This is a genomic window from Mesorhizobium sp. YR577, assembly GCF_900116595.1.
Lineage (GTDB): Bacteria > Pseudomonadota > Alphaproteobacteria > Rhizobiales > Rhizobiaceae > Mesorhizobium_M.
Map to the genome: position 1 here is coordinate 1 of NZ_FPBI01000021.1, position 20735 is coordinate 20735.

The window sequence follows — 20735 nt, forward strand, 5'->3', positions numbered from 1 at the left end:
ATGCTGCTTGTCGATGCGGTGCGTTCCGTCGATTGGCCCTCAGACCTTGGCCGTTCATTCTTTTGGGGCGGCTGCGAGCACAAAGCCTTTCGGGCGACGCGGTCTTGAATAAACCGCAATGGGTATTCATATAGAGCGGGTGTAGCGCGTCCCCATCATGAGGTTGATGCGCGGAGGCTTTCCTTTTTGTCCGACCACGGATGTACTGGCGAGTTGAGAAGTTAAGCCGCACATCTCATCTGAGACACCGAAGCCGTTGGGAATTTCCCGGCGGCTTTTTCGTTTGAGCGGGTTGCCATTCTTCGTCCTGCGATTAGATCAGGAACGGCGACCAGTCGCCCTGATCTATGATCTGTCCGAATGTTCCGAAACAGTTCTTTCGGGTGAGGCTATCGAGCTTTCAGGCCTAAATCCCCCGCAGAGTTTCGCCCAAAGAAGGATCGCCCACACCTCTGAGAGAGGCGGTAGTGATGGTCCCGATCTGGTCAGCCAGTTGATATGATCCTCAACTAGCAGCGGATGCTCCGAGAGAGGAAGCTGTTCCACAGCTTCTGAGCCAAGTTCGCCTCGATCAACTCGTCGACCAGGACCCGGTGCCGGCCGATCCAAAAGATTCTTCGGGCGGCACCCTGCCCTGCCTGGCGATCAAACTCGGTCGCACAAAAACCACCGCGGCCGATGCCGACGCGTTTGTGCTGCTGGTCGGCCGGCCGGTTCTAGCGCTCAAGGACTGGATCGCGCGCGCCGGCATTTTTGAGGGCGCCGTGTTCAAAAAGATCGATCGCTGGGGCCATCTCGAACGCCGCGCGCTGACCCCGCAGGCGGTCAATCTGATTTTAAAACGCCGGGTTGCCCAGGCCGGGCTCGATCCGCGGGTGTTCAGCGCCCATGGGCTGCGCTCCGGCTATCTCACGGAAACCGCGCGCCGCGGAATTTCTCTCCCCGAAGCCATACAGCAGTCGCAGCATCGCTCCGTCCAGCAGGCCTCATGCTATTACAACGACGCCGAACGGCAGCTCGGTCGGGCAGCGCGGGTGATTACATGATCCCCGGACAGAGCGCGCATATTGCGAGATACGGCCCGCTAAGAGCGACTTCCGGGAGGCCGCGAGTTTCAACGGTGTGGGTGCAGATGCTTTGCCATGGGAGCAAGGCTGATCCAACGACGAGCGGTTTCCAAAGCCAAGAAAATCAAGCGAAGTGACATCTCCGACGTATCTGCGTATTTTGACAAACTGTAATTTATACCTTACAAATCCCCATGACGATATTGAAGCAGACCGCCACGTTCCGGAAGTGGCAAAGACGGTTGAAAGACGGAAAGGCAAAGGCTGCAATTGCCATGCGCCTGCATCGTCTCGCATCTGGAAATCCTGGCGACGTCGCCCCGGTAGGAGAAGGCGTTAGTGAGTTGCGTATTCACTATGGTCCCGGCTATCGCGTCTATTTCCAAAATCGCGGTGAAACTATCGTCGTGCTTTTGTGCGGGGGTGACAAGGGTACGCAGGAAACTGACATCAGAACGGCCAAGCGACTGGCCTCCGAATGGAGCGAAGACAATGGTTGAAAAAATTCTTGATTTTGATCCCGCTGAAATGCTCGATTCGGATGAGGCCGTTGAGGCGTTTTTGTCCGAAGCCATGCAAACTGGTGATGCAAAGTTCATTGCATCTGCATTGGGTGTTGTCGCCCGGGCCAAGGGCATGAGTAAAATTGCCCGACAGACAGGACTGGCCCGTGAGCATCTTTACACATCGCTCAGTGAAAACGGCAATCCTACCCTGGAAACGACGCTGGCCGTTATGAAAGCTCTAGGCTTTCATCTCGAGCCTAAGCACAATATCGCAGCCTAACCATTCGGATAGGCTCCTGTTGCGACGATCCGTATCAATGCGTCGGTCCCAAAGTGCGGGAGTCGCCCTCTCCTACCGCGACGGCTGGGTGTGTTCCGGCCCTTTAATTGCGGCTAATGGTCAAGCATTTTCTTTTCTTTCGTTCGGAGAATCATGACAGGGTCGATATGACTCGACGTGTGCAACGAGTTCGGATGATCCGACGTCAGCCGATTCAACGAGGTCACCGCAACCACCGTCCCGGCGTGGACATCACGAGCTCCGCAGGGAAGGTTCGAGAACTGGTTTGCGATTTGAGATGCTACGCCATAATCGAGCGCGGAGACGATGTTGCTGGCTGGGATCGAACTGGGCCTGCGTTGCGAAGTCTCGGCAGGCTCGTGTTCCGTCGCGGACGTCGATTTTCCGCTTCATTGACGATCATGGCCGCCTTGCGTGAGACACGCCGGCCACTGCAACTCAACGCGGTTTGACCTGGCACGTACAATACCGCACATAACCCCGGACAGGGACAGATAATTCTGGACTGCACACCGCCTTTGTCCTTTGCGGGCAAACCATCATCCGGAATTTCTCCGCGATGTCTATCAAGCTAGCTGTTGATTGCCGTCGCATGAAGCCGTGGCTTTATGGAAGTATCGGCTTAATGCGGTTTATAAATCCCAGCATGCGGGATATTGTATCTCGATAATTGACACGTTTTGCATTTAGCCTGATCATGAAAGTGGCTTTCCAGCCAGGGTGACAGCATTAGATGGTGTTACTGCAAAATCATTGAGGCTAGGCGAGCTATGACGGCCAATGCGGAGATCGACCTGCCGTTTACGAACGGCGTGAAGCGGGTGAAACTCAGCCATCCGTTGCGCTGGGTCACCGGCATCATCTGTATTATCTTTCTGGCACTCCTGTTCCGAGCCTTTGCCAACGGCCAGATCGAATGGTCTTATGTTGGCCAGTTTCTGACTGCCAAGGCCATCCTGTTCGGGTTCGGCAATACGCTGCTGATGACCGTTCTTGCCATGGCGCTTGGCATCGCGCTTGGGCTCCTAGCCGCGTTGATGCGTCTGTCCGACAATCCCGTGGCAAGCACGGTGGCAGGTGGGTACATCTGGTTCTTCCGCGGCACGCCGGTCTATCTGCAACTCCTGCTCTGGTTCAACCTGGCGCTGATCTTCCCGGTGATGGGCATTCCGGGTCTTTGGGAAGCGCGCACCGTCGATATCATGACGCCATTCTGGGCAGCATTATTGGGCCTTGGCGTCTGCCAGGGCGCCTATACGGCCGAAGTGATCCGGGCGGGTATTCTCTCCGTCGATGCGGGTCAGGTCGAAGCCGCCAAGGCGATCGGCATGCGCCGGTCCCAGGTCTTGCACCATGTCGTGCTGCCCCAGACACTCCGTGTCATCACGCCGCCTATCGGCAACGAAGTCATTGGCATGTTGAAGCACACCTCGCTCGCAGCAGTCATCAGCTACCACGAGATCATGCACACGGCGTCGATGATCTATTTCGTCAACAACCGCGTAATGGAAATGCTGATCGTCTGCTCGATCTACTATCTCGCGACGGTGACGCTGCTCAGCATCGGACAGTCTTTCCTCGAAAAGCGCCTGGGGCGGTCGCTCAGCCGGTCGTCGGCCAAAGTCAAGATCGAAGAGGGAGTGGGCGCATGACGCCAGCCATTCTGTCGCGCGATCTGCGCAAGTCCTTCGGTAGCGTTGAAGTCCTGCGTGGCATCACTCTGGATGTGCAACCCGGTGAAGTCTTTGGCATCATCGGGCCGTCGGGAAGCGGCAAGAGCACTTTCCTGCGCTGCCTCAACAGTCTGGAGACGATCGACGGCGGCGATCTCTACGTCAGTGGCGACTTCGTTGGCCATCGCTTGGAGGGCGGCAAACTATATGAACTAAATGACCGGCAACTCGCCGCCCAGCGCATGCGCACCGGCATGGTATTCCAGCGCTTCAATCTTTTCGCGCATATGAAGGCACTTGAGAACGTCATCAGCGGCCTGACCATCGTCAAGAAGATGCCGAAGGCGGAGGCGATGGCAAAGGGCCGGCGCCATCTGGATCAGGTCGGGCTCTCCGGGCTCTATGATCGCTATCCAGTCCAGTTATCCGGTGGCCAGCAGCAGCGTGTGGCCATTGCACGCGCCATCGCGATGGATCCGGAAGTTCTGCTTTTCGACGAGCCGACATCCGCACTCGACCCAGAACTCGTCGATGAAGTGCTCGAAACGATCAAGGCGCTCGCCCAGCAGGGTCGTACCATGGTGGTCGTGACGCATGAGCTGGCCTTCGCTCGCGACGTCTGCGATCGCATCGCCTTCATGGATAAAGGCCAGCTCGTCGAATGCGGACCTGCTGCCGAACTTTTCGGTGCGCCGAAGATGGAGCGCACGCGCGACTTTCTTCAGCGCTTCCACCTCTCAAACAAGCAATAACCAACGAAAACAAGGGAACTAAGATGATTAGAATGCTTCTTTCAGGCTGCGCACTTGCTGCCGTCCTTGCCATGGCTGCCGGCGCCGCCTCCGCGCAGGACGATTTCAGCGCCGAGGTACCCGCCAAGTTCAAGGATGCCGGCCAGCTCGTCGTCGGCACCAGCCCGACCTATCCGCCTCTGGAGTTCAAGGATCCGGCGACACTGGAGCTGAAGGGCCTCGATATCGATCTTGCCGAAGAGATCGGCCGCCGTCTCGGCCTCAAGGTCGAATGGCAGGAACAGTCCTTCGACCAGCTCATCAATTCGCTCGACACCAGCCGTATCGACATGGGTGCATCGGGCATGACCGATATTCCGGCACGGCGCGAAAAGACTGATTTCGTAGACTATTTCTCCACCGGTACGCAGCTGTTCACCATGCCGGGCGTTGGCGACGATCTGGAAAAGGTCGAGGATGTTTGCGGAAAGCCGGTTGCCGTCAACCGCAACGGCATCTTCTACATCCGTCTGCAGGACTTCAATGAAAAGGTCTGCAAGGCTAAGAGCCTGCCCGATGTCCAGTACGTGCTCGTCGACAAGACCGCGGATGCGCGCCTCCAGCTGATCCAGCAGCGCGCGGTAGCCGCCGCACAGGGCGTCGATGCCATCCGTTACCTCAATGAACATGAAGGTTCCGCCGACAAGGGCAAGTTCAAGCTGATCGGCGAGCCGGTCGCCATCGACTATGCCGGTTTCGGCTTCGCCAAGGCCAATGCGGAACTGCGCGACGTCGTCGCCGACGTGGTCGATTCGATGATCGCCGACGGCACCTACACCAAGATCTTCGCCAAGTGGGAAATGCCCTACGCCGAGGTGAAGGCGACGAAGATCAACGGCGAACCCCGCGCCAAGTAAGCGATCGCGTCATTGCGCCGCCGTGAAATGCGGCGGCGCAAAACACCCGTAGGAAAATGCCGTCTCGCCTCAGTAGGGGCAGCAGCACACAGCAGGACCCCAGCCATGACGGCGCGTCTATTCGCCAGCCTCGATACCGTTTTCGACCACCTCGGAGACGAATTTGCCGACCAGTTGACCTATCCGGGCATCTATCGCGGTTCGCCTCTCAGCGTCTCTCCAGTCGTCGTCGAAGGTGAGGGTGGAGTGTCGGTGGTCATCAGCGAGGCAGACTCGGATGCCTGCCGCGTCCTGAAACCGGGCTTCCAACGCCAAGTCTATGGCCGCTATTTCTCCTGGGACAAGGATATGGCGGCACCCGTCACGACCTTTGCCGAGGCGGTGCGAAAGGCGGTGGGCAGCAGCGTGCTCGCCTGCGAGGCAACGCTGCCGGTAAGCCGGTATCAGATGCTGGTGGACAGCGGGCCGGTCACGCTGTTCGGATTGCCCGATCACCAGCCGCTCTTCGTCTATGAGAAAGCCCGCTTCGAGATCGAAGCGCAGTGGATAGCCACGCGCAACGCCGATGTTGCCGCCTTCGCGCCTTTCATACGCGCCCTGCCGCATGGCGAGCGGCTTCTCGAAGCCGCCACTGCCCATGCACGCGGCTTTGCCCCGCTCGATGCGCTGTGCGTGGAAAAATCCTTCGATGCACTTTATGTGACCGCTCCGCACGAGGTGGAGATGTTTACCAGCATGCCGGCGAAGGTCATCGAACAGCATGGTATCTCCGTGCTGTTTGCACCGCAGGCCACAACGATAACCCTGTTCTCGACCGAGCCGCTGCAACGCGGCGACGTCGTGGCACGCGGCAGGTGCGACAGCCTTGCTGCCGTTCTCCGGAAAGCCGGCCACGCCCGTATCGGATATCAAAGGGACCATTTGTCGGTCGGCGCGCATCTGCTGATTGCCGAAGCGAAGGTATCGCTCGACGATGCCGGCTATGTCCTGAAGCGCTGGCAGGACCGTCGCGCCGGCGACGATCTCGTCTACTTCATCCTTGCCGGCAACGCCGTACTGCATGGCATTGCGGCAGCGCGCGATTTCTTCCGGCGCAACGCCGAGGGCACCATCACCGAACGCGATCTGGTCGCCGTCTATCATCAGGCGGTCAAGCGGTTTGCAGCCAAGTACGGTTTCGAAGAACGCGTCTTTTCTTACTTCGACATCGTGCACTCGGGCGCTCGCACCTTCCTGCCCGCAACCGCAGGCGACTATGCGGTTTCCCCCACCGACCGGACGATCAAATTCGACATGGGTCTGGTCGTTGCAGATGCGTTCGGCTGCCTGCGCGGCTGCTCCGACATTGCCCGCACCATTTGTACCGAACCTGAAATCGCAGCCCTGCACGACCGGTTGCGAGCTATTCTAGTCGAAGACCTGATCCCGGCGATCCGGCCAGGCATGAGCGGACACGAAGTGCATGCCATTGGCGTGGAGAAGCTGCGCCCGCTGGAAGGCGAGCTGCGCAGGCTTAATCTCCTGCCCGAGGGCAAGGGTGTCGAGGGCTATCTGCGCGACTGCGGCCATACCATTCAGCGCCAGACCATCTCGTCGGTCTATTTCCTGCCGGGCGTGACGGAACGGGTCGAGGACGGCATGCTCGGCTGCACCGAATATGTCTGGCCGATCGGCGATGTGCTGATCGCTGTCGAGGACGGCTATCTCATTACCGAAAGCGGCGCGATCCCCTTCACCGCGGATGTGGCGTCGTGACCTCTGCCAATGCCTATGACGACGAGTTGGTCGGCCTTTTGAGCGAACTCGTTGCCATCGAGAGCTATTCCGGCGCCGAACAAGCTGTGCAACATCGCATCGCAGAATGGTTCCGCTCCGAAGGCATGACCGCAATTATCGAGGATGCGGACGGTGGCCTGAAGAACGTTGTCGTCGAGGTCGACGGTCAACCCGGCGGCCCGACGCTCTGGATCGGCGGTCACTGCGACACGGTCGGCATCGCGTCGGACTGGTCGCGCACGCCGCATGAGCCGCGGATCGAGGAGAGCCGCCTCTACGGGCTCGGCGCGATGGATATGAAAGCAGGGCTGGCTGCCGCAATGATGACGACCCGCGCGCTTTATAAAAGTCGCGAAAGCTGGTGCGGCAAACTGATTTTCGTAGCTCTCGCCGACGAGGAAGCCTATTCACGCGGCGCTAACGCCTTCGTGCGCAAGGATCGCGGCATCGATGCGGCCATCATGTGCGAGCCGCATTTCGACGACGTCGTGATCGGCGCGATGGGCAAGATCAACCTCAAGGTCGAGGTGCGGGGCCGTTCTGCCCATGGCTCGCGCCCGGAACAGGGCGTCAACGCCGTCATCGAGGCAGCGCGTCTGCTGGTGGCAATCGGCAGCCTGGATCGCTTCGCGCATCCCGACTTCGGCAAGGCAAGCCATTGCGTGCTCGATGTCAGCTCGGGCGATGGGCGCTACGAAATCCGCGTGCCCGACCTGTGCCGCTTCACCATCAACTGGCATTTCATGCCCGGTGAAACGGTGGAAGGGTCGGTCGCATCGATCGAGCGCCTTGCCGCTGAACTCGGCTCTCCCGCGCAGTTCACAGTCACGGTCGGCGAGCCGCGCTACGAAAGCTTCTGGCTCGGCAAGGAACACATCTTAGTCACGGCATTCGCCGATGCCTATCGCAGCGTCATCGGCAAGGAGCCGGATCTCGCCTTCGGGCGCGGTGTTTCCGATGCGAATATTTTTTGCGGTCGTGCAGGTATCCCGACCATCCTGTTCGGTCCCGGCGGAGCCAATATGCATGCCGGCGACGAGTGGGTCGATCTCGACCAGCTTCATCTTGCAGGCAGGCTCTATACCGAGTTCGCCCTGCAGTTTCTGAAATCCTCGCATGAAAGGCTCTTGCCATGACATCCGGCATCAGCGCCCTCAACTATTCCTTTGCCCAGACGCTCAAGCATGTCGATCACATGCGAACCAACTTTCCCAACCGCAAGAGCGGTCAGGGCCAGGATCTTGCCGCTGGCGAGTATATTATCGAGACCATGAAGTCATTCGGCCTAGATGCTGCGCTTCAGCCTTTCGAGACTTTCGACAGCGACATCGGACAGGCTGCCTTGCGGATCGACGGTTCGCAGGGGCCGGAAATTGCCTGCCGTCCCTGCCTTCACGTCGAGCCTACGCCAGCCGGCGGGCTGACGGCCGAACTGATCGATGTCGGCCCGGGTGCCATCAGCGACTACGAAGGCAAGAATGTTCGGGGCAAGCTTGTGCTCGCGGAAGTGTCCTATGCACCAGCGACCCCCGAAAAAGCCCGCATTGCCGCAGCGATGGGCGCGGCGGGCATCATCCTGATGAACTGGGGCAGTGATGATGGCCGGGAAATTCCATGGCGCGCCCTGAAATCGGTCTGGGGCAACCCGACACCGGAGAACTGGAACGACATCCCGCGCATCGCCGGTATCAGCATCTCCCGCGCCGACGGCATCATGCTGCGCGGGCGCCTGTCTAAAGGCTCTGTAACCCTTCACGCGGAGCTTACCGCAAAGCGCGTTTGGCGCACCCTTTACCAGCCGCTCGCGTGGCTTCATGCCCCTGAAACCTCGCCGGAGCACGAGCAGTTCGTCATCGTTTCGGGCCATATCGATTCCTGGGATCCGGGCGTCACCGACAACATCACCGGCATGTCGGTTATGCTCGAGATCGCACGACTTCTGTCGCGGCAGCGCGATACCTTGCGCCGCTCTGTCGTGTTCTGCTTCTGGAACGGCCACGAGGTCGCGGAAGCCGCTGGCTCGACCTATTTCGTCGACAGCCACTGGGAGAAGATCAACAAAGACGCCGTCGCCTATGTGAACATCGATTCGGTGGGCATGAAAGGCACGAGCGAGTTCCACATCAATTCCTGCCCGGAGCTTGCCGCCTATTCGCAGACGCTCTCCAAAGCCGTCTTCGCGGATACCCTGCCGCAGAAGGTCACGACGCTGCGTCGCGTCGGCGATCAGTCCTTCTTCGGTATCGGCGTCCCGGCCGTTACTGGCCGGCACAGCTACGATGCCGGTGTGGTCAAGAGCCAGAACGGCGCGACGCTCGGCTGGTACAATCACACCGAGTTCGACACGATCGACGTGATGGACGAGTCCGCATTGGAAGCCGACCTGGACTGGTGCTCGCGCTATGTCCATTCGCTAGTGACGAATCCGGTCCTGCCGCACCGCTTCTCCTCCCGGATCGCTGATCTGGAAACCCGCTTCGCCAAAATGCTCGACGGCAGGGACGACCCGGCGGAGTTGTCGCGCATTCCCGAAGGCCTTGCCCGTCTCCGAACCGATATTGTCTGGCTCGACGACTATCTTGAGAACGAGGCCGCAACGAAGACTGCCGCCCATCGCGAGCGCGCCAATCGCCTCGTGCTGCGGCTGGCACGCAATCTCACTTTCATCTCCAGCTCAGCCATCGGTCGTTACGGGCAAGACAGCTACGGCATCAGCACGCTGTCCAAGCCTGTGCCGCTGCTCGCCAGCCTCGACGATTATCGTGCGCTGCCGGCTGATGCGACCGAGGCGCGGTTGTTGTGCACCAAGTTGATGCGTCTGCGCCAGTCCATTACCGATGCGCTCGAGGCAGCCCACGGATTGATCGACGATTTCCGGGCGCTCAGCGATGCGCTCACCGGCACTGCCTCGGCACACGCAGCGGAGTAATCCAATGTCCCGCTTGATCCACGTCATCAACGCTTCGAGCCGTACCGATACGGGCATCACCGAAGATATCGCCAAAAGCCTCGCCTGGACCGAGGCGGAAAGGCTGCCGGCCTTCAACTGCCTGACGCTGGCGGATGGGCCTAACGGGATCAGCACCGCGCGCGACAGCGACGACGCGGCTCCGGCCGTCTTGCGCTTTATCGAGCGCGAGGCTGCGCGTACTGAAGTGGCGGGTTTCGTCGTCGCCTGTTTTTCCGATCCGGGCGTCCACGCTGCGCGCGGCCTGACGGGCAAACCGGTTGCCGGTATCGGTGAGGCCGGATTTGCGGCGGCGCTCAGCCTCGGTGACCTCATCGGTACGATCGGCGTTGCTGCCGGGCGTGGCGCAAAGAGCATGCGTCTAGCCCGCCACATGGGAATCGCGGCACGCATCGCCGGCCATCGTGGCCTCGGCCTCACCTATGACCAGCTGCAGCATCCGGATTTCATCACCGAACGAGCGATCGAAGCGGGCAAGGCGCTCCGTGAGGACGGTGCCGAAGTGCTGTTGTTCGCCGGCGCCGGTCTCGCGCGCTACGTTGCACCGGTCGAGAAGGCTGTCGGCCTGCCCGTCATCGACCCGACGCAAGCCGCGGCCGGAATCGTGCTTGCCCAGATCATGCAATCCGCCAGCCGGGCCTGAGACCCGGGTGCTCGAAGAGGAAGGACTGTCTCATGGACGACAATCTCGCGACAAAGCCTGCAAACCCCGCACCCGCCGCGCCCGAGTTTCCCTGGCCAAGCGGCGCTACATCTGCTCTCTTTCCTGCCTTCGACGTCGATTCTGAATCGGTGTGGCTCGGTGCGGATCCGCAAAACGCCAAGCGTCTGATCACCATGTCCTATGGCGGCTATGAAGCCCGCGTTGGCATTCCCAAGATCCTCGAGGTGCTCAAGCGCCATGAGGTGACGGCGACTTTCTTCGTCACCGGCTGGTCGATCGATGCCAATCCTGCGGCTTGCGAAGCCATTCTCGCCGGTGGCCATGAGATTGCCCATCACGGCTATCTCCATCTGCGTCCGGACACCGCCGACGAGGCGACCCGCATCGACGAAATGGACCGCGCGATCGACGCCATGAAGCGCGTGCTCGGCATTGTGCCGGCAGGCTACCGCGCCCCTTGGGGAGAAACCTGCGTCGAGCAGATGGAACTGCTCAAATCGCGCGGCATCCGCTACTCCAGCTCGTTCCGTGACGACATCAGGCCCTATCGCCATCTCTTGCCTTCGGGTGCCGGCCCAATCGAGATTCCAGTCAACTATTCCTTCGACGACTGGAGCTACGGGCTGACGCACCGCACCAGCCCGCGTGCCATGTTCGGACGCGAGGAAGTTCTGTCGATCTGGCGCGACGAATTCGACCAGACGCGTGAATGGGGCGGCGTCACCACCATGGTCATGCATCCGCAGGTTACCGGCCGGCCAATGCGTATCCGTATCCTCGACCAGTTCCTCACCCATGTTCGTCAATTCGACGACGTCTGGATCGCTACGGGCCGCGAGATCACCGAGCATTACGAGCGCTGCGAGGCAGAAATATCGCGATGACCGTGGAACCTGTTGCGCGCTAGGGTTAGCCTAGCGACCTGAGCACAGGACTTTGACGGGAAAGAGAAAGGGCGGCCGCGCGGCCGCCCTTCTTCTTGCATGGAACACTCCAGCCGGGTTCAGTCCGACTGGAACCGCGCGCGCCAGGACACGGCCTTTTCAATGCGGGTGATCGTGTAGAAAAGCGTTGCGCTTATCAGAATGATGAGCAACAGCGTCGCAAACACGTTGGCCGTCGCAAGCGACGAATTGTAGGCGAGCAGCAGATAGCCCAGACCCTGGTTTCCGACCACCCATTCGCCGACAACCGCGCCGATGACGCTCACCGTCAGGGCAAGCTTGAGGCCGGCGAATATCTGCGGGACGGCTGCGGGCAGCCGCACGTGGCGATAGATATTCCACAGACTGGCATCGACCGAGTGCATCAGTTCGAGATGGCCCTTGTCGGTCCCTTCAAGCCCGGCAACCGTGTTCACCAGAACGGGAAAGAACGCCAGCAGCGCGACAATGAAGATCTTCGGTTCAGGTCCAACGCCGAACCACAGGATCAGCAGCGGCGCGATGGCAATCTTGGGGATCGTCTGCGACATCACCACCAGCGGATAGATCGCGCGCCGCACCGGCGGCAGGACGAGCATTATGACGGCGAGCGAGATGCCCATCACCACGCCGAGCACATAACCCGACAACAGCACCGAAAGCGTCGCCCACATGTTGCGCGCGAGTTCGGGCGCGATGGCGATTGCCGTCTGGATGACGACGGAGGGCGCGGGCAGGATGAACTCGCGGATCGCCAGATAGCGGGTGGCGAATTCCCAAATCAGCACGCCGGCCAGGATCGTGAGCCCGGGCAGGAAGCGGTTAAGCAGGTTCATGCGCATTGCTCCGCTGCATGTTCGAGACCAGGTGGTGGTGGATTTCCTCGGCATGTCGCGTCAGTTCGGGGCCGAACCGCTCGCTCGGCCTTCGCGCGCGCGGCATGTCGATGCGGATGTCGGCGACGATGCGGCCCGGACGCGGGGCCATGACGAAGACCCGGTCCGACAGATAGGCGGCCTCGGCGATGGAATGGGTGACGAAGATGACGGTCAGCTTGTTCTGCGACCAGACACGCACCAGCTCATCGTTCATATCCTCGCGGGTGATCTCGTCGAGCGCGCCGAAAGGCTCGTCCATCAGCAGAATGCGCGGCTTCAGCGCATAGGCGCGGGCAAGTGCGGCGCGCTGGCGCATGCCGCCGGAGAGCTCGTGCGGATAGCTGTCGACAAAATGGCCGATGCCGACCATGTCGGCCAGAGCCTGGACCTCTTCCCGGCTCGGCCGGCGCCCGGCGATTTCGCCAAGAAGCGCGATGTTCTGCCCGATGGTTTTCCATGGAAGCAGCGTTGCGTCCTGGAACATCTGGCCGATGACCTTTTCACGGCGCAAGGTCGCCGGCTGCTGGCTGTTGATTGTCAGCGTGCCCGTGCTCGGTTGCAAAAGGTCGCCGAAGATCTTGAGCAAGGTGGTCTTGCCACAACCTGACGGCCCGATCAGCGAAATGAATTCTCCGTCAGCGATGGTGAAGGAGACGCCCTTCAGCGCCTCGACCGGTTCGGCGCCGGCGCGACGATAGACGAGGTTGAGGCCGTCGCCGATGATTGTACTCGATGCCGCAGTCATGCCTGACGCTCCGTCTGAGATACAGTTTGTATCCCCGCCATGGCGTAGTTCGCGCGAGCGATCGCCACCAGCGCGCCATCCTGTGTGTGGATGTCGATATCGACAAATGCGATGTTGCGTCCCGTCTTCCTGACCGTCGCTGTCGCGACGATACTCGGACCAGTGATGGGGCGCAGGTAATCGACCCGGATGTTGACGGTCGGTGGTGGGGCGCCATGGATCATGATCAGCGCGAAGTCGCCGGCTGTGTCGGCAAGAGCCGACACCACGCCGCCGTGCCATCGTCCCGTCTGGCCTTCGGACCTTTCGAACTCGGGCTTGAGTTTCATGCTCAGCGCCAGCTTTCCCGCGGCCGGATCGACGAGCGTGAGTTCCAGGCCCATGAAGGCGACGAAAGGCGACTGGCGAAGATATCGTTCCAGATCGTTGTTGACGGGCGGGGTCATGGACGAACCACAACCTTGCCCAGAACGCGTCGCTCTTCCACCCGTGCGAAGGCTTCGGCCGCATTCTCAAGCGTGTAGGTCTCATCGATCAGCGCCTTCAGCTTGCCTTGGCTCGCCAGCTCCAGGCATTTCTCGATATCCTCGCGCGTATAGGCGTTGGACCCCAGGATCTGTAGCTCGAAAACCCAGATGTAGCGGATGTCCTCGACCGGGTCGAAGCCTGCGGTAGCGCCGCAGGTCAGCACGCGGCCGCCGACACGCAGTGTTTTCAGCGATTTCACCCAGCTATCGCCGCCGGTGTAGTTGATCATGACGTCGAGACCGTTGGTCGATTTCGGGCCCCGGCGGCTGGGCTTGCCGTAGAGTGCATGGATCTCCTCGAGGAAATCCTTCTCCTGATAGTTGATGACGTGATCGGCGCCCAGATCCTTGAGGCGGGCAAGCTTGTCGGCGGAGCTTGCAAAGGCCACGACCTCCGCGCCGACCAACTTGGCAAGCTGCACGCAGCAGACGCCGACGCCGCCGCTGGCGCCGAGGATGCCGACCTTCTCGCCCGCGCTCACGCGGCCATTGGTGAACATCATCCGCAGGGCAGTCGCATAGGCTGTCGGCATGACCGCCGCCGTGTCGAAGTCGACGTTGTCGGGGATGCGGACGAGCTGATGGGCCGGAACGACGCAATATTCAGCCAGGCCACCATCGATCGTTTCGCCGACGATGCCGCGGCTGATGCGGTTGATCGGATCGACCACGACCCGGTCGCCGATGGTCCAGCCCTCGACATTCGCGCCGATCTCGACGACCTCGCCCGCGACATCGAGACCAGGCACGACGGGGAGGGGCAGTGTGATGCCGGGCATGCCGCGCCGGGTGAAAATGTCGTGGTAATTCAGCGTCGAAGCCTTGACGCGCAGCACAACCTCGCCCGGTTTGGCAACAGCATCAGGATAGTCTGTCGAATAGACACAGACCTCAGGTCCACCGTGCTTGCTGATATAGAAGGCTCTCACTGACTTACCTTTCAACTTTCAATGTCGCGTCCGCGCTGCCGATGTTCAGGCTTCGGGCGAGCGCGTTCCTGTCGATCTTGTTGGTGCCTGCAAGCGGCATTTCCGGCAGGAAATAGACCTTGCGTGGATGCTGGCAGGCTGGCCCGTTGGCGAGCGCGAAGGCCTTGATCTCGTCTTCCGTGACGGTGGCATTCGCATGCGCCACCACAAACGCCACCGGCTTGTGGCCCTTTATCTCGTCGGCTAGTGGGATGACGCTGACTTCGGCGATGGCCGGATGGCGACCGAGGATCGCCTCGACATCGCCGGGAAACACATTCTCACCGCCGCAGACGAACATGTCGTCGGCTCGGCTGACGAAGAAAAAGAAGCCATTGGTGTCACGCCGGAAGATGTCGCCGGTGCTGTAGAAACCGTCGGCGGTCATGGCCTTGGCTGTCAGGTCGGGCCGGTTGAGATAGCCCATCATCACCGCGCGGCTTTTGACTTCGAGCACGCCCTCGTCCTCGACCGGTCGCCCATCGCGCATCAGCCGCAGATCGACGTCGGGATGGGCGCAACCGACCGACATCTGCGGTGTGTCGATGCCGTCGGGATGGGGGCCGAAGAAGATAGGCCCGCCTTCTGTCGTGCCGAACCCGTTGACGATCCTGGCATTGCGGAAGATGCGCGCGATATCGGCGAACAATTCGGGACTCGAAGGTGCGGAGCTGACACGCACCAGCTTGACCTTGGAGAAATCCAGTTCGCGCAAAAGGTCGGCACGCCGCATCAGCATGGCGATCATGGTCGGTACGGCGGTGATCATCTCCACGCTGTGCTCGACGATAGCGCGTGCGAAAGCTTCGACTTCGAAGGTTGGAAGGAGGATCACCGTACCGCCGCTGCCGAGCGTCGCTTGGGAGGATGCGAGGCCGTTCTGATGATAGAGCGGTGCCGCCACAACAGTGCGCTGTGCGGTGGGGCTGGCAAGGCTGGTACGGTGGTCAAGCGCCCAGAGATGGGCGCGGTGGGAGAAGATAACGCCTTTGGGCACGCCGGACGAGCCCGACGTGTAGATAACCATCGCCATGTCGCCTTCCAGCGGGGCGACCGCTTCGAAAGCTCCGAAGTCCCGGAAAACCGACAGTGCATCTTCATCGCCGATGTCGATGTGTCGTATGGTATCCGGCACGAGATGCCGCCGGGCTGCATCGCAGAAGACCAGTTCGACAGCGGCGTCCGCGAGGATGAACGCGACCAGCTGCGCCGGCAGCTTGTAGTTGACCGGAACCACCGTGATGCCGGCGCGCAACGCGCCGTAGACGATTGCCAGATATGTCGTGCTGTTGGAGGCGACAACCGCGATGCGGCTGCCTGAGCCGAAGCCGTTGCCCTTGAGGCCGCGCGCATAAGCCTCCGCAAGGGCGTCGAAAGTGCTGTAGGAAACGTCGCGACGAACGGGACCGCTCAGATCGACGATCGAGATGCGATCCGCATCGATATTCCCCGGCAGCGCCGCGCCAAGGTTGTTGTACATGACCATCAGGCGCGATCCTCCTTGCGGAAGACGACATGCCCGCCGGCAATCACGAGACGGATGTCATCGTCGGGGCCGATCAGCGCATAGTCGGCGTCATAGCCGGGCGCGATCCGGCCCTTCTTCCCCGTGATGCCAAGGACGCGGGCGACATTGGTTGTCGCGGGACGCAAAGCCTGTTCGAACGGCAGGCCTGCTTCATGCACGAGACGAACCACGTCGCGCCACAGCACCGATGGCGGCACCGTCCTGTAGCCGAGCGCGCGCCCCTCCGTATCGCGGATGGTTGCGGGAATATTTCCGTCGGTCGAGATTGTGATGTTGTCGAGGGCTATCCCTTCGGCCAGACAGGCTTTCACCGCCTCCGGCACGTCGATGCCGGTTGGATTTCCATCCAGTTTGGAGACGCAGCACGTCATGTCGATCGTGCCACCTTTCCTGGCAAAAGCGATCGCCTGTTCGAAGACCGGCGAGAAATCGGGCGTGCGGTTGACATGTGTCGGCACGATCTGATCGCGCGGCATGCCGAGTTCCTGGACCAGCCGCTCCAAAGATTCGATCGCTTCGGGCAGCGAGCCGACATGGCAGTGAAGCACGGCGGCCTTGCCCGACATTGCGCTAGCGCGCATCAGTTGCCCCGCGAGTTCGGCGAGATCGTGCCAGGACCGGTTGGGGTGAAGTTTTTCGGCGACCGCCGATTTGGCGCCGATGACTTGGTCGATGAAGGACACGTCGGCACAGACGCTATCGAGAAGATGACGCGCCGGTAGCGGCATACCGCCGGTATAGATGAAGGCATTCAAGCCGCGGGCGCGCAACTCGTGCGCCTTGCGCAACAACAGCCTCAAGTCGCGCGTCTCGTTGTCGACGCCCAGTAGACCCACCGCCGTCGTAGTGCCGCCTTCAAAGAACATGTCGGCAGTCAGCTCGGGAACGCGGCCGAGCGGGCCGTTCGCATCCCCGCCGCCGACGAAATGAATGTGCTGGTCGATCAGGCCCGGAATAGCGCGCAGGCCTGTCGCGTCGATCTGTTCGAGGCCGGGTAGCTCAGCCAGACGGTCGGCTGTTGCATCATCGACCGAGACAGTTCGGCCGTTAATGGCGAGAATAGAGCCAGCGCCAAGCGGCTCTGGCGCATAGATATCCACACCACGAATGACTAGGCCGAGACTTTTAGAAGGGTTATGGGGCAAAGGCTCAATCCGAACGGTAAAAGGCGCGCCGGCCAAACCCGGCGCGCCTGTTTTGGCAGAAGATCAATTCTTACCGGGCAGGTAGTCGTTGGTGTAGACCTTGGAGATGTCGAGGCCCGGCTGCATGACGGCGCCCTCAATCAGGCCGCTGTAAAGATTGTTCCAGGATTGGTCGTCCATATAGCCCCAGCCACTGGCTTCCGAGCGCGGGCTCGTGGTCAGACCGGCAATAATGGTAATCGCATCCGTCAGTGTTTCACGCGGCTGGGTCGGGTCGATGCGCGCCATCATCTCCACGGTTGCAGGAATGTCGGCATTGGCTTCCTGATAGCCGCGTGCGGTGGCCGCCAGAAAGGCGCGCACCGTATCGGCGTGGTCGGCGAGATAGTCGTTGTTGGCGAGAATGACATGGCCGAGGATAGGGAAATCCGGCGTGCTGAACGGCAGGAAGACGGGGTCGATGCCCTTTGCCTTCACCTGCAATGCATGGGCGAAGGAGAAGCCCGTACAGCCATCGGCCTGATCGGTCAGCATCAGGGTGCAGACAGCCTGCGCATCAACCGATAACACCTTGACCTTGTCGGTCATGCCTTCGCGCTTCAAGCCCGCTCGCAACAGCGTGGCAAGCGTGGTGGTGTCGGAGGTGACGATCGTCTTTCCATCGAGATCCTTGAAGCTTTTTGCATCCACCTTGGCCTTGTCGACGATGACGCCGGTAGCATCCTTTTGCAGATGGTTCGCAACCACCCTGATGGGAAGATCCTTGGCGACCGCGGACAATGCGGTGTCGGCCGCGGCGATGCCCAGTTGCGACTGGCCGGCTGCGGTCGACTGGACGGCGAGAGTGGAACCGCGCAGATACTGATAGTTCAGCTCGATGCCGGCTTCCTTGAAGTAGCCCTTCTCGTCGGCCCAATAGATGCCGTACCAGGACAATTGCGGCACGTTGAAGTGCATGGAAAGGTTGATCTTTTCCGGAGCCGCCGCGGATTGCGCGCAGGCGGGAGCCGCAGCGGCAAAAGCCAGGCCGAGCGCCAGCAATGACGAGTACAAAATACGTGATTTCATTTTTTATTTCCCCTTTATGAATTCGAATTTTCTCGGACGGTGAGAACGATCTTTCCGGTGTGCCGGCCCGACTCCATATGGCGATGCGCATGCGCCGCCTCGCCGAGCGCGAAGGTCCGGTCGATGACCGGCCTGACCGTTCCAGACGCAATCAGCGGCCAGATATCGCGAAGCACACCCTGCACGATGCGCGCTTTTTCGCGCGTCGGCCGGTCGCGCAGCGAGGTGGTGAAGAGCGAGGCGCGTTTGGCGAACAACTCGCCCAGCGAAAGCTCGACATCCTTGCCGCCCTGAAGCCCGATCATCGCCAGCCGGCCATCGACCGCCAGCGCGTCCAGATTGCGCCGCAGATAGGACGCGCCCATATTGTCGAGGATCACGTCGGCGCCGTGGCCGTTGGTCGCTTCTTGCACGACGGTGACGAAATCCTCCTCGCGGTACGAGATCGCCCGGCTTGCGCCAAGTTCCTCGCAAAGACTTAGCTTGGCATGGCTCCCGGCTGTCGCGAACACCGTGCTGCCGCGTGCCGCGGCAACCTGGATCGCAAAAGAGCCGATCCCACCTGCACCGCCATGAATCAGCAGTGACTCGCCGCTGTCGAGCCGACAGATGTCGATAAGGTTCGACCAGACGGTGCATGCAGCCTCTGGCAGCGCAGCAGCGGTGATGAAATCGAGCCCTTCGGGTACAGGCATCAGCTGATCGGCCCGCACCGTGACATACTCGGCGTAGCCTCCACCTGAAACCAGTGTGCAGACACGGTCGCCGATCCGCCAGCCGTCCACTTCGCGCCCGATGTCTATGATCGTGCCGGCACATTCGATGCCGGGTACAGTCGGCAGCGATGCGGCTTTGGTGTATATGCCCTGCCGCTGCATCAGATCGGCATAGTTGAGAGCCGCCGCCTCGACGGCGATGACGACTTCGCCCAGACCGGGCTTCGGCTTTGGGAGTTCAGCCTGCTCCAGCACCTCGGGCGCACCGGTTCGAGTCAGCAGAACTGCGCGCATGGCACGGCATGACAGGGTTCTACGGCGAGATGGCAGGGCTCAGCGGAGAGAACCACTCGCCCAACATCACACAAAGATACGCCTCGCGCGAAGATCGCGCTTTTCCCATTCCGATGGGCCATGATGTTCCCTTGGTTCTCTCGCGCCCGATTTTAGAGCGCTACGCCAGTTGTTAGCGCAACTCTGCCGAAGAGCACAATTCGTGTCAATAATTGGAATATTTATCCTATATATTGGGATAATTCATGATATGACATGATTTCTGATTGCGGGTCTGCTGTTATCCGGACTGGCTGTTTGGTGGGATCGTCTGAGACGGGAGCGCCGTGAAGACGCAGGGAACAGCGGTTATCGGATTGAGGAGGATTGTGAATGAGCCTTGTGGTGGAGAAGACGTTGAAGCTTATCGAACTGGTCGCCGACGGCAACCAGACGCTCGCCGGGCTGATACGGGAATCGGAACTTTCACGCAGCACGACCCATCGGCTTCTGGCGACGCTGGTCTCCCACGGATACCTCTCATACAGCCATAAGCGCTATGAGCTGGGTTTCCGGTTTCTCGAAATTGGAGAGAAGAAGAAGCGTAGTCTCGGTTTTGTCGATATTCTTAGGCCCGCTTTGCACGAATACGCGGAAGAGATCGGTGACACGCTTCATATCGCCATTCTCGACGGTACCGACATAATTCTGGTCGAGCGTGTCTCCGGTCGACGGGAGCTTCAAATCCGCTCCCATGTTGGCCAGCGCGCACCGGCCTTCCGTACTGCTGTCGGCAAGGCTCTTATCGGACGGCGTCCTGCCAATACCTGGAACGCTTTCCTGCAGGACATTCCGGTAGGTTATCCCCGCAAGACCTCGGAGGTCCGGGCAGATTTCGAGAACGCAAAACGGCGGAACTTCGCCACCGACTATGACGAGGTCAGCCTGGGGACGTGCGGGATAGCTTCCGCCTTCAAGATCAACCAGTCGGTGGATGCAGCTGTCAGCATCAACGGTGCGACGGTGTATTTTCCGAAGGAGCGCATGAATGAACTGTCCTCTATCATAGTAGGCATATCGGCACGCTTCACCGAGATTATCGCGGCGAGCAACCAACATTAGCCTCATGCGCCAAAGCCGACAGACTTCATTGGATCTCGGCATAGCTGGAACCAAATTGGCATCACGGCGTCTCTCCAGATACTCAATGCCGCGAAAAGTCGCATAAGATGCAGAGTGGATCGCTTTCGCCTACGGTTTGAGATAGTTGACCTTTGCTACGTGCTGCTCGAGTCGAATGCTGCAGCAACGACAGATTTACATGTGAACCGGGGGTGGGACCTAGCGTAGATCTTTGTAGA

At 60.5% G+C, this 20735-nt stretch carries 19 protein-coding genes and 1 pseudogene; 12 read left to right on the plus strand and 8 right to left on the minus strand.

Going from position 1 to position 20735, the window contains the following annotated elements; genetic code table 11:
• Positions 1-563: 563 nt before the first annotated feature.
• From BM413_RS24835 to BM413_RS24885, 11 genes and pseudogenes are all read left to right on the plus strand, one after another.
• A pseudogene (locus tag BM413_RS24835) lies at positions 564-1046 on the plus strand (tyrosine-type recombinase/integrase); the annotation flags it as partial.
• Positions 1047-1261: 215 nt separating this feature from the next.
• On the plus strand, positions 1262-1567 hold the full coding sequence (locus BM413_RS24840; protein WP_091917544.1) for a type II toxin-antitoxin system RelE/ParE family toxin: 306 nt from the start codon (positions 1262-1264) through the stop codon (positions 1565-1567).
• Positions 1560-1853, plus strand: a complete 294-nt coding sequence (locus BM413_RS24845) for an addiction module antidote protein (RefSeq protein ID WP_091917545.1) — start codon at positions 1560-1562, stop codon at positions 1851-1853. Before BM413_RS24840 ends, BM413_RS24845 begins: the two co-directional genes overlap by 8 nt.
• 791 nt (positions 1854-2644) lie before the next feature.
• Positions 2645-3526, plus strand: a complete 882-nt coding sequence (locus BM413_RS24850; RefSeq protein WP_091917546.1) for an amino acid ABC transporter permease — start codon at positions 2645-2647, stop codon at positions 3524-3526.
• Positions 3523-4299 (plus strand): amino acid ABC transporter ATP-binding protein, encoded by a 777-nt coding sequence (locus tag BM413_RS24855; RefSeq protein ID WP_091917547.1) that lies wholly within the window; start codon positions 3523-3525, stop codon positions 4297-4299. Before BM413_RS24850 ends, BM413_RS24855 begins: the two co-directional genes overlap by 4 nt.
• 23 nt (positions 4300-4322) lie before the next feature.
• Positions 4323-5195 (plus strand): ABC transporter substrate-binding protein, encoded by an 873-nt coding sequence (locus BM413_RS24860; RefSeq protein ID WP_210188974.1) that lies wholly within the window; start codon positions 4323-4325, stop codon positions 5193-5195.
• A gap of 105 nt (positions 5196-5300) precedes the next feature.
• Positions 5301-6950: a M24 family metallopeptidase gene (locus tag BM413_RS24865; protein WP_091917549.1), complete on the plus strand. Its 1650-nt coding sequence runs from the start codon at positions 5301-5303 to the stop codon at positions 6948-6950.
• The gene (locus BM413_RS24870) at positions 6947-8107 is read left to right on the plus strand and encodes a M20 family metallopeptidase (RefSeq protein WP_091917550.1); all 1161 of its coding nucleotides are present in this window, start codon (positions 6947-6949) and stop codon (positions 8105-8107) included. The genes BM413_RS24865 and BM413_RS24870 overlap by 4 nt, the downstream gene beginning before the upstream one ends.
• Positions 8104-9900, plus strand: coding sequence for a M28 family peptidase (locus tag BM413_RS24875; RefSeq protein WP_091917551.1), 1797 nt, complete (start codon positions 8104-8106; stop codon positions 9898-9900). The genes BM413_RS24870 and BM413_RS24875 overlap by 4 nt, the downstream gene beginning before the upstream one ends.
• A 4-nt stretch (positions 9901-9904) precedes the next feature.
• Complete coding sequence (locus BM413_RS24880; protein WP_091917552.1) at positions 9905-10582, plus strand: aspartate/glutamate racemase family protein; 678 nt, start codon at positions 9905-9907, stop codon at positions 10580-10582.
• 32 nt (positions 10583-10614) lie between these two features.
• Positions 10615-11487, plus strand: a complete 873-nt coding sequence (locus BM413_RS24885) for a polysaccharide deacetylase family protein (RefSeq protein ID WP_091917553.1) — start codon at positions 10615-10617, stop codon at positions 11485-11487.
• 119 nt (positions 11488-11606) lie between these two features.
• On the opposite strand, the gene BM413_RS24890 is transcribed toward BM413_RS24885, so the two are convergent.
• From BM413_RS24890 to BM413_RS24925, 8 genes are all read right to left on the minus strand, one after another.
• Positions 11607-12362 carry an ABC transporter permease gene (locus BM413_RS24890; protein ID WP_175544430.1) on the minus strand — a complete coding sequence of 252 codons (756 nt, stop codon included), beginning with the start codon at positions 12360-12362 and terminating at the stop codon, positions 11607-11609.
• Positions 12349-13149 (minus strand): ABC transporter ATP-binding protein, encoded by an 801-nt coding sequence (locus BM413_RS24895; RefSeq protein WP_091917555.1) that lies wholly within the window; start codon positions 13147-13149, stop codon positions 12349-12351. Before BM413_RS24895 ends, BM413_RS24890 begins: the two co-directional genes overlap by 14 nt.
• Positions 13146-13595: a PaaI family thioesterase gene (locus BM413_RS24900; protein ID WP_091917556.1), complete on the minus strand. Its 450-nt coding sequence runs from the start codon at positions 13593-13595 to the stop codon at positions 13146-13148. Before BM413_RS24900 ends, BM413_RS24895 begins: the two co-directional genes overlap by 4 nt.
• Positions 13592-14605: a zinc-binding dehydrogenase gene (locus tag BM413_RS24905; RefSeq protein ID WP_091917557.1), complete on the minus strand. Its 1014-nt coding sequence runs from the start codon at positions 14603-14605 to the stop codon at positions 13592-13594. Before BM413_RS24905 ends, BM413_RS24900 begins: the two co-directional genes overlap by 4 nt.
• Before the next feature lie 4 nt (positions 14606-14609).
• On the minus strand, positions 14610-16130 hold the full coding sequence (locus tag BM413_RS24910; protein WP_091917558.1) for a class I adenylate-forming enzyme family protein: 1521 nt from the start codon (positions 16128-16130) through the stop codon (positions 14610-14612).
• Positions 16130-17317: an amidohydrolase family protein gene (locus BM413_RS24915; protein WP_210188975.1), complete on the minus strand. Its 1188-nt coding sequence runs from the start codon at positions 17315-17317 to the stop codon at positions 16130-16132. Before BM413_RS24915 ends, BM413_RS24910 begins: the two co-directional genes overlap by 1 nt.
• A 63-nt stretch (positions 17318-17380) precedes the next feature.
• The gene (locus tag BM413_RS24920; protein WP_091917559.1) at positions 17381-18385 is read right to left on the minus strand and encodes an ABC transporter substrate-binding protein; all 1005 of its coding nucleotides are present in this window, start codon (positions 18383-18385) and stop codon (positions 17381-17383) included.
• A 14-nt stretch (positions 18386-18399) separates the two neighbouring features.
• On the minus strand, positions 18400-19395 hold the full coding sequence (locus tag BM413_RS24925) for an NAD(P)H-quinone oxidoreductase (protein ID WP_091917560.1): 996 nt from the start codon (positions 19393-19395) through the stop codon (positions 18400-18402).
• Between the two features lie 372 nt (positions 19396-19767).
• On the opposite strand from BM413_RS24925, the gene BM413_RS24930 reads away from it, so the two are divergent.
• A complete protein-coding gene (locus tag BM413_RS24930; RefSeq protein WP_091917561.1) occupies positions 19768-20496 on the plus strand; it encodes an IclR family transcriptional regulator in 729 nt (242 codons plus the stop codon).
• Positions 20497-20735 lie beyond the last annotated feature (239 nt).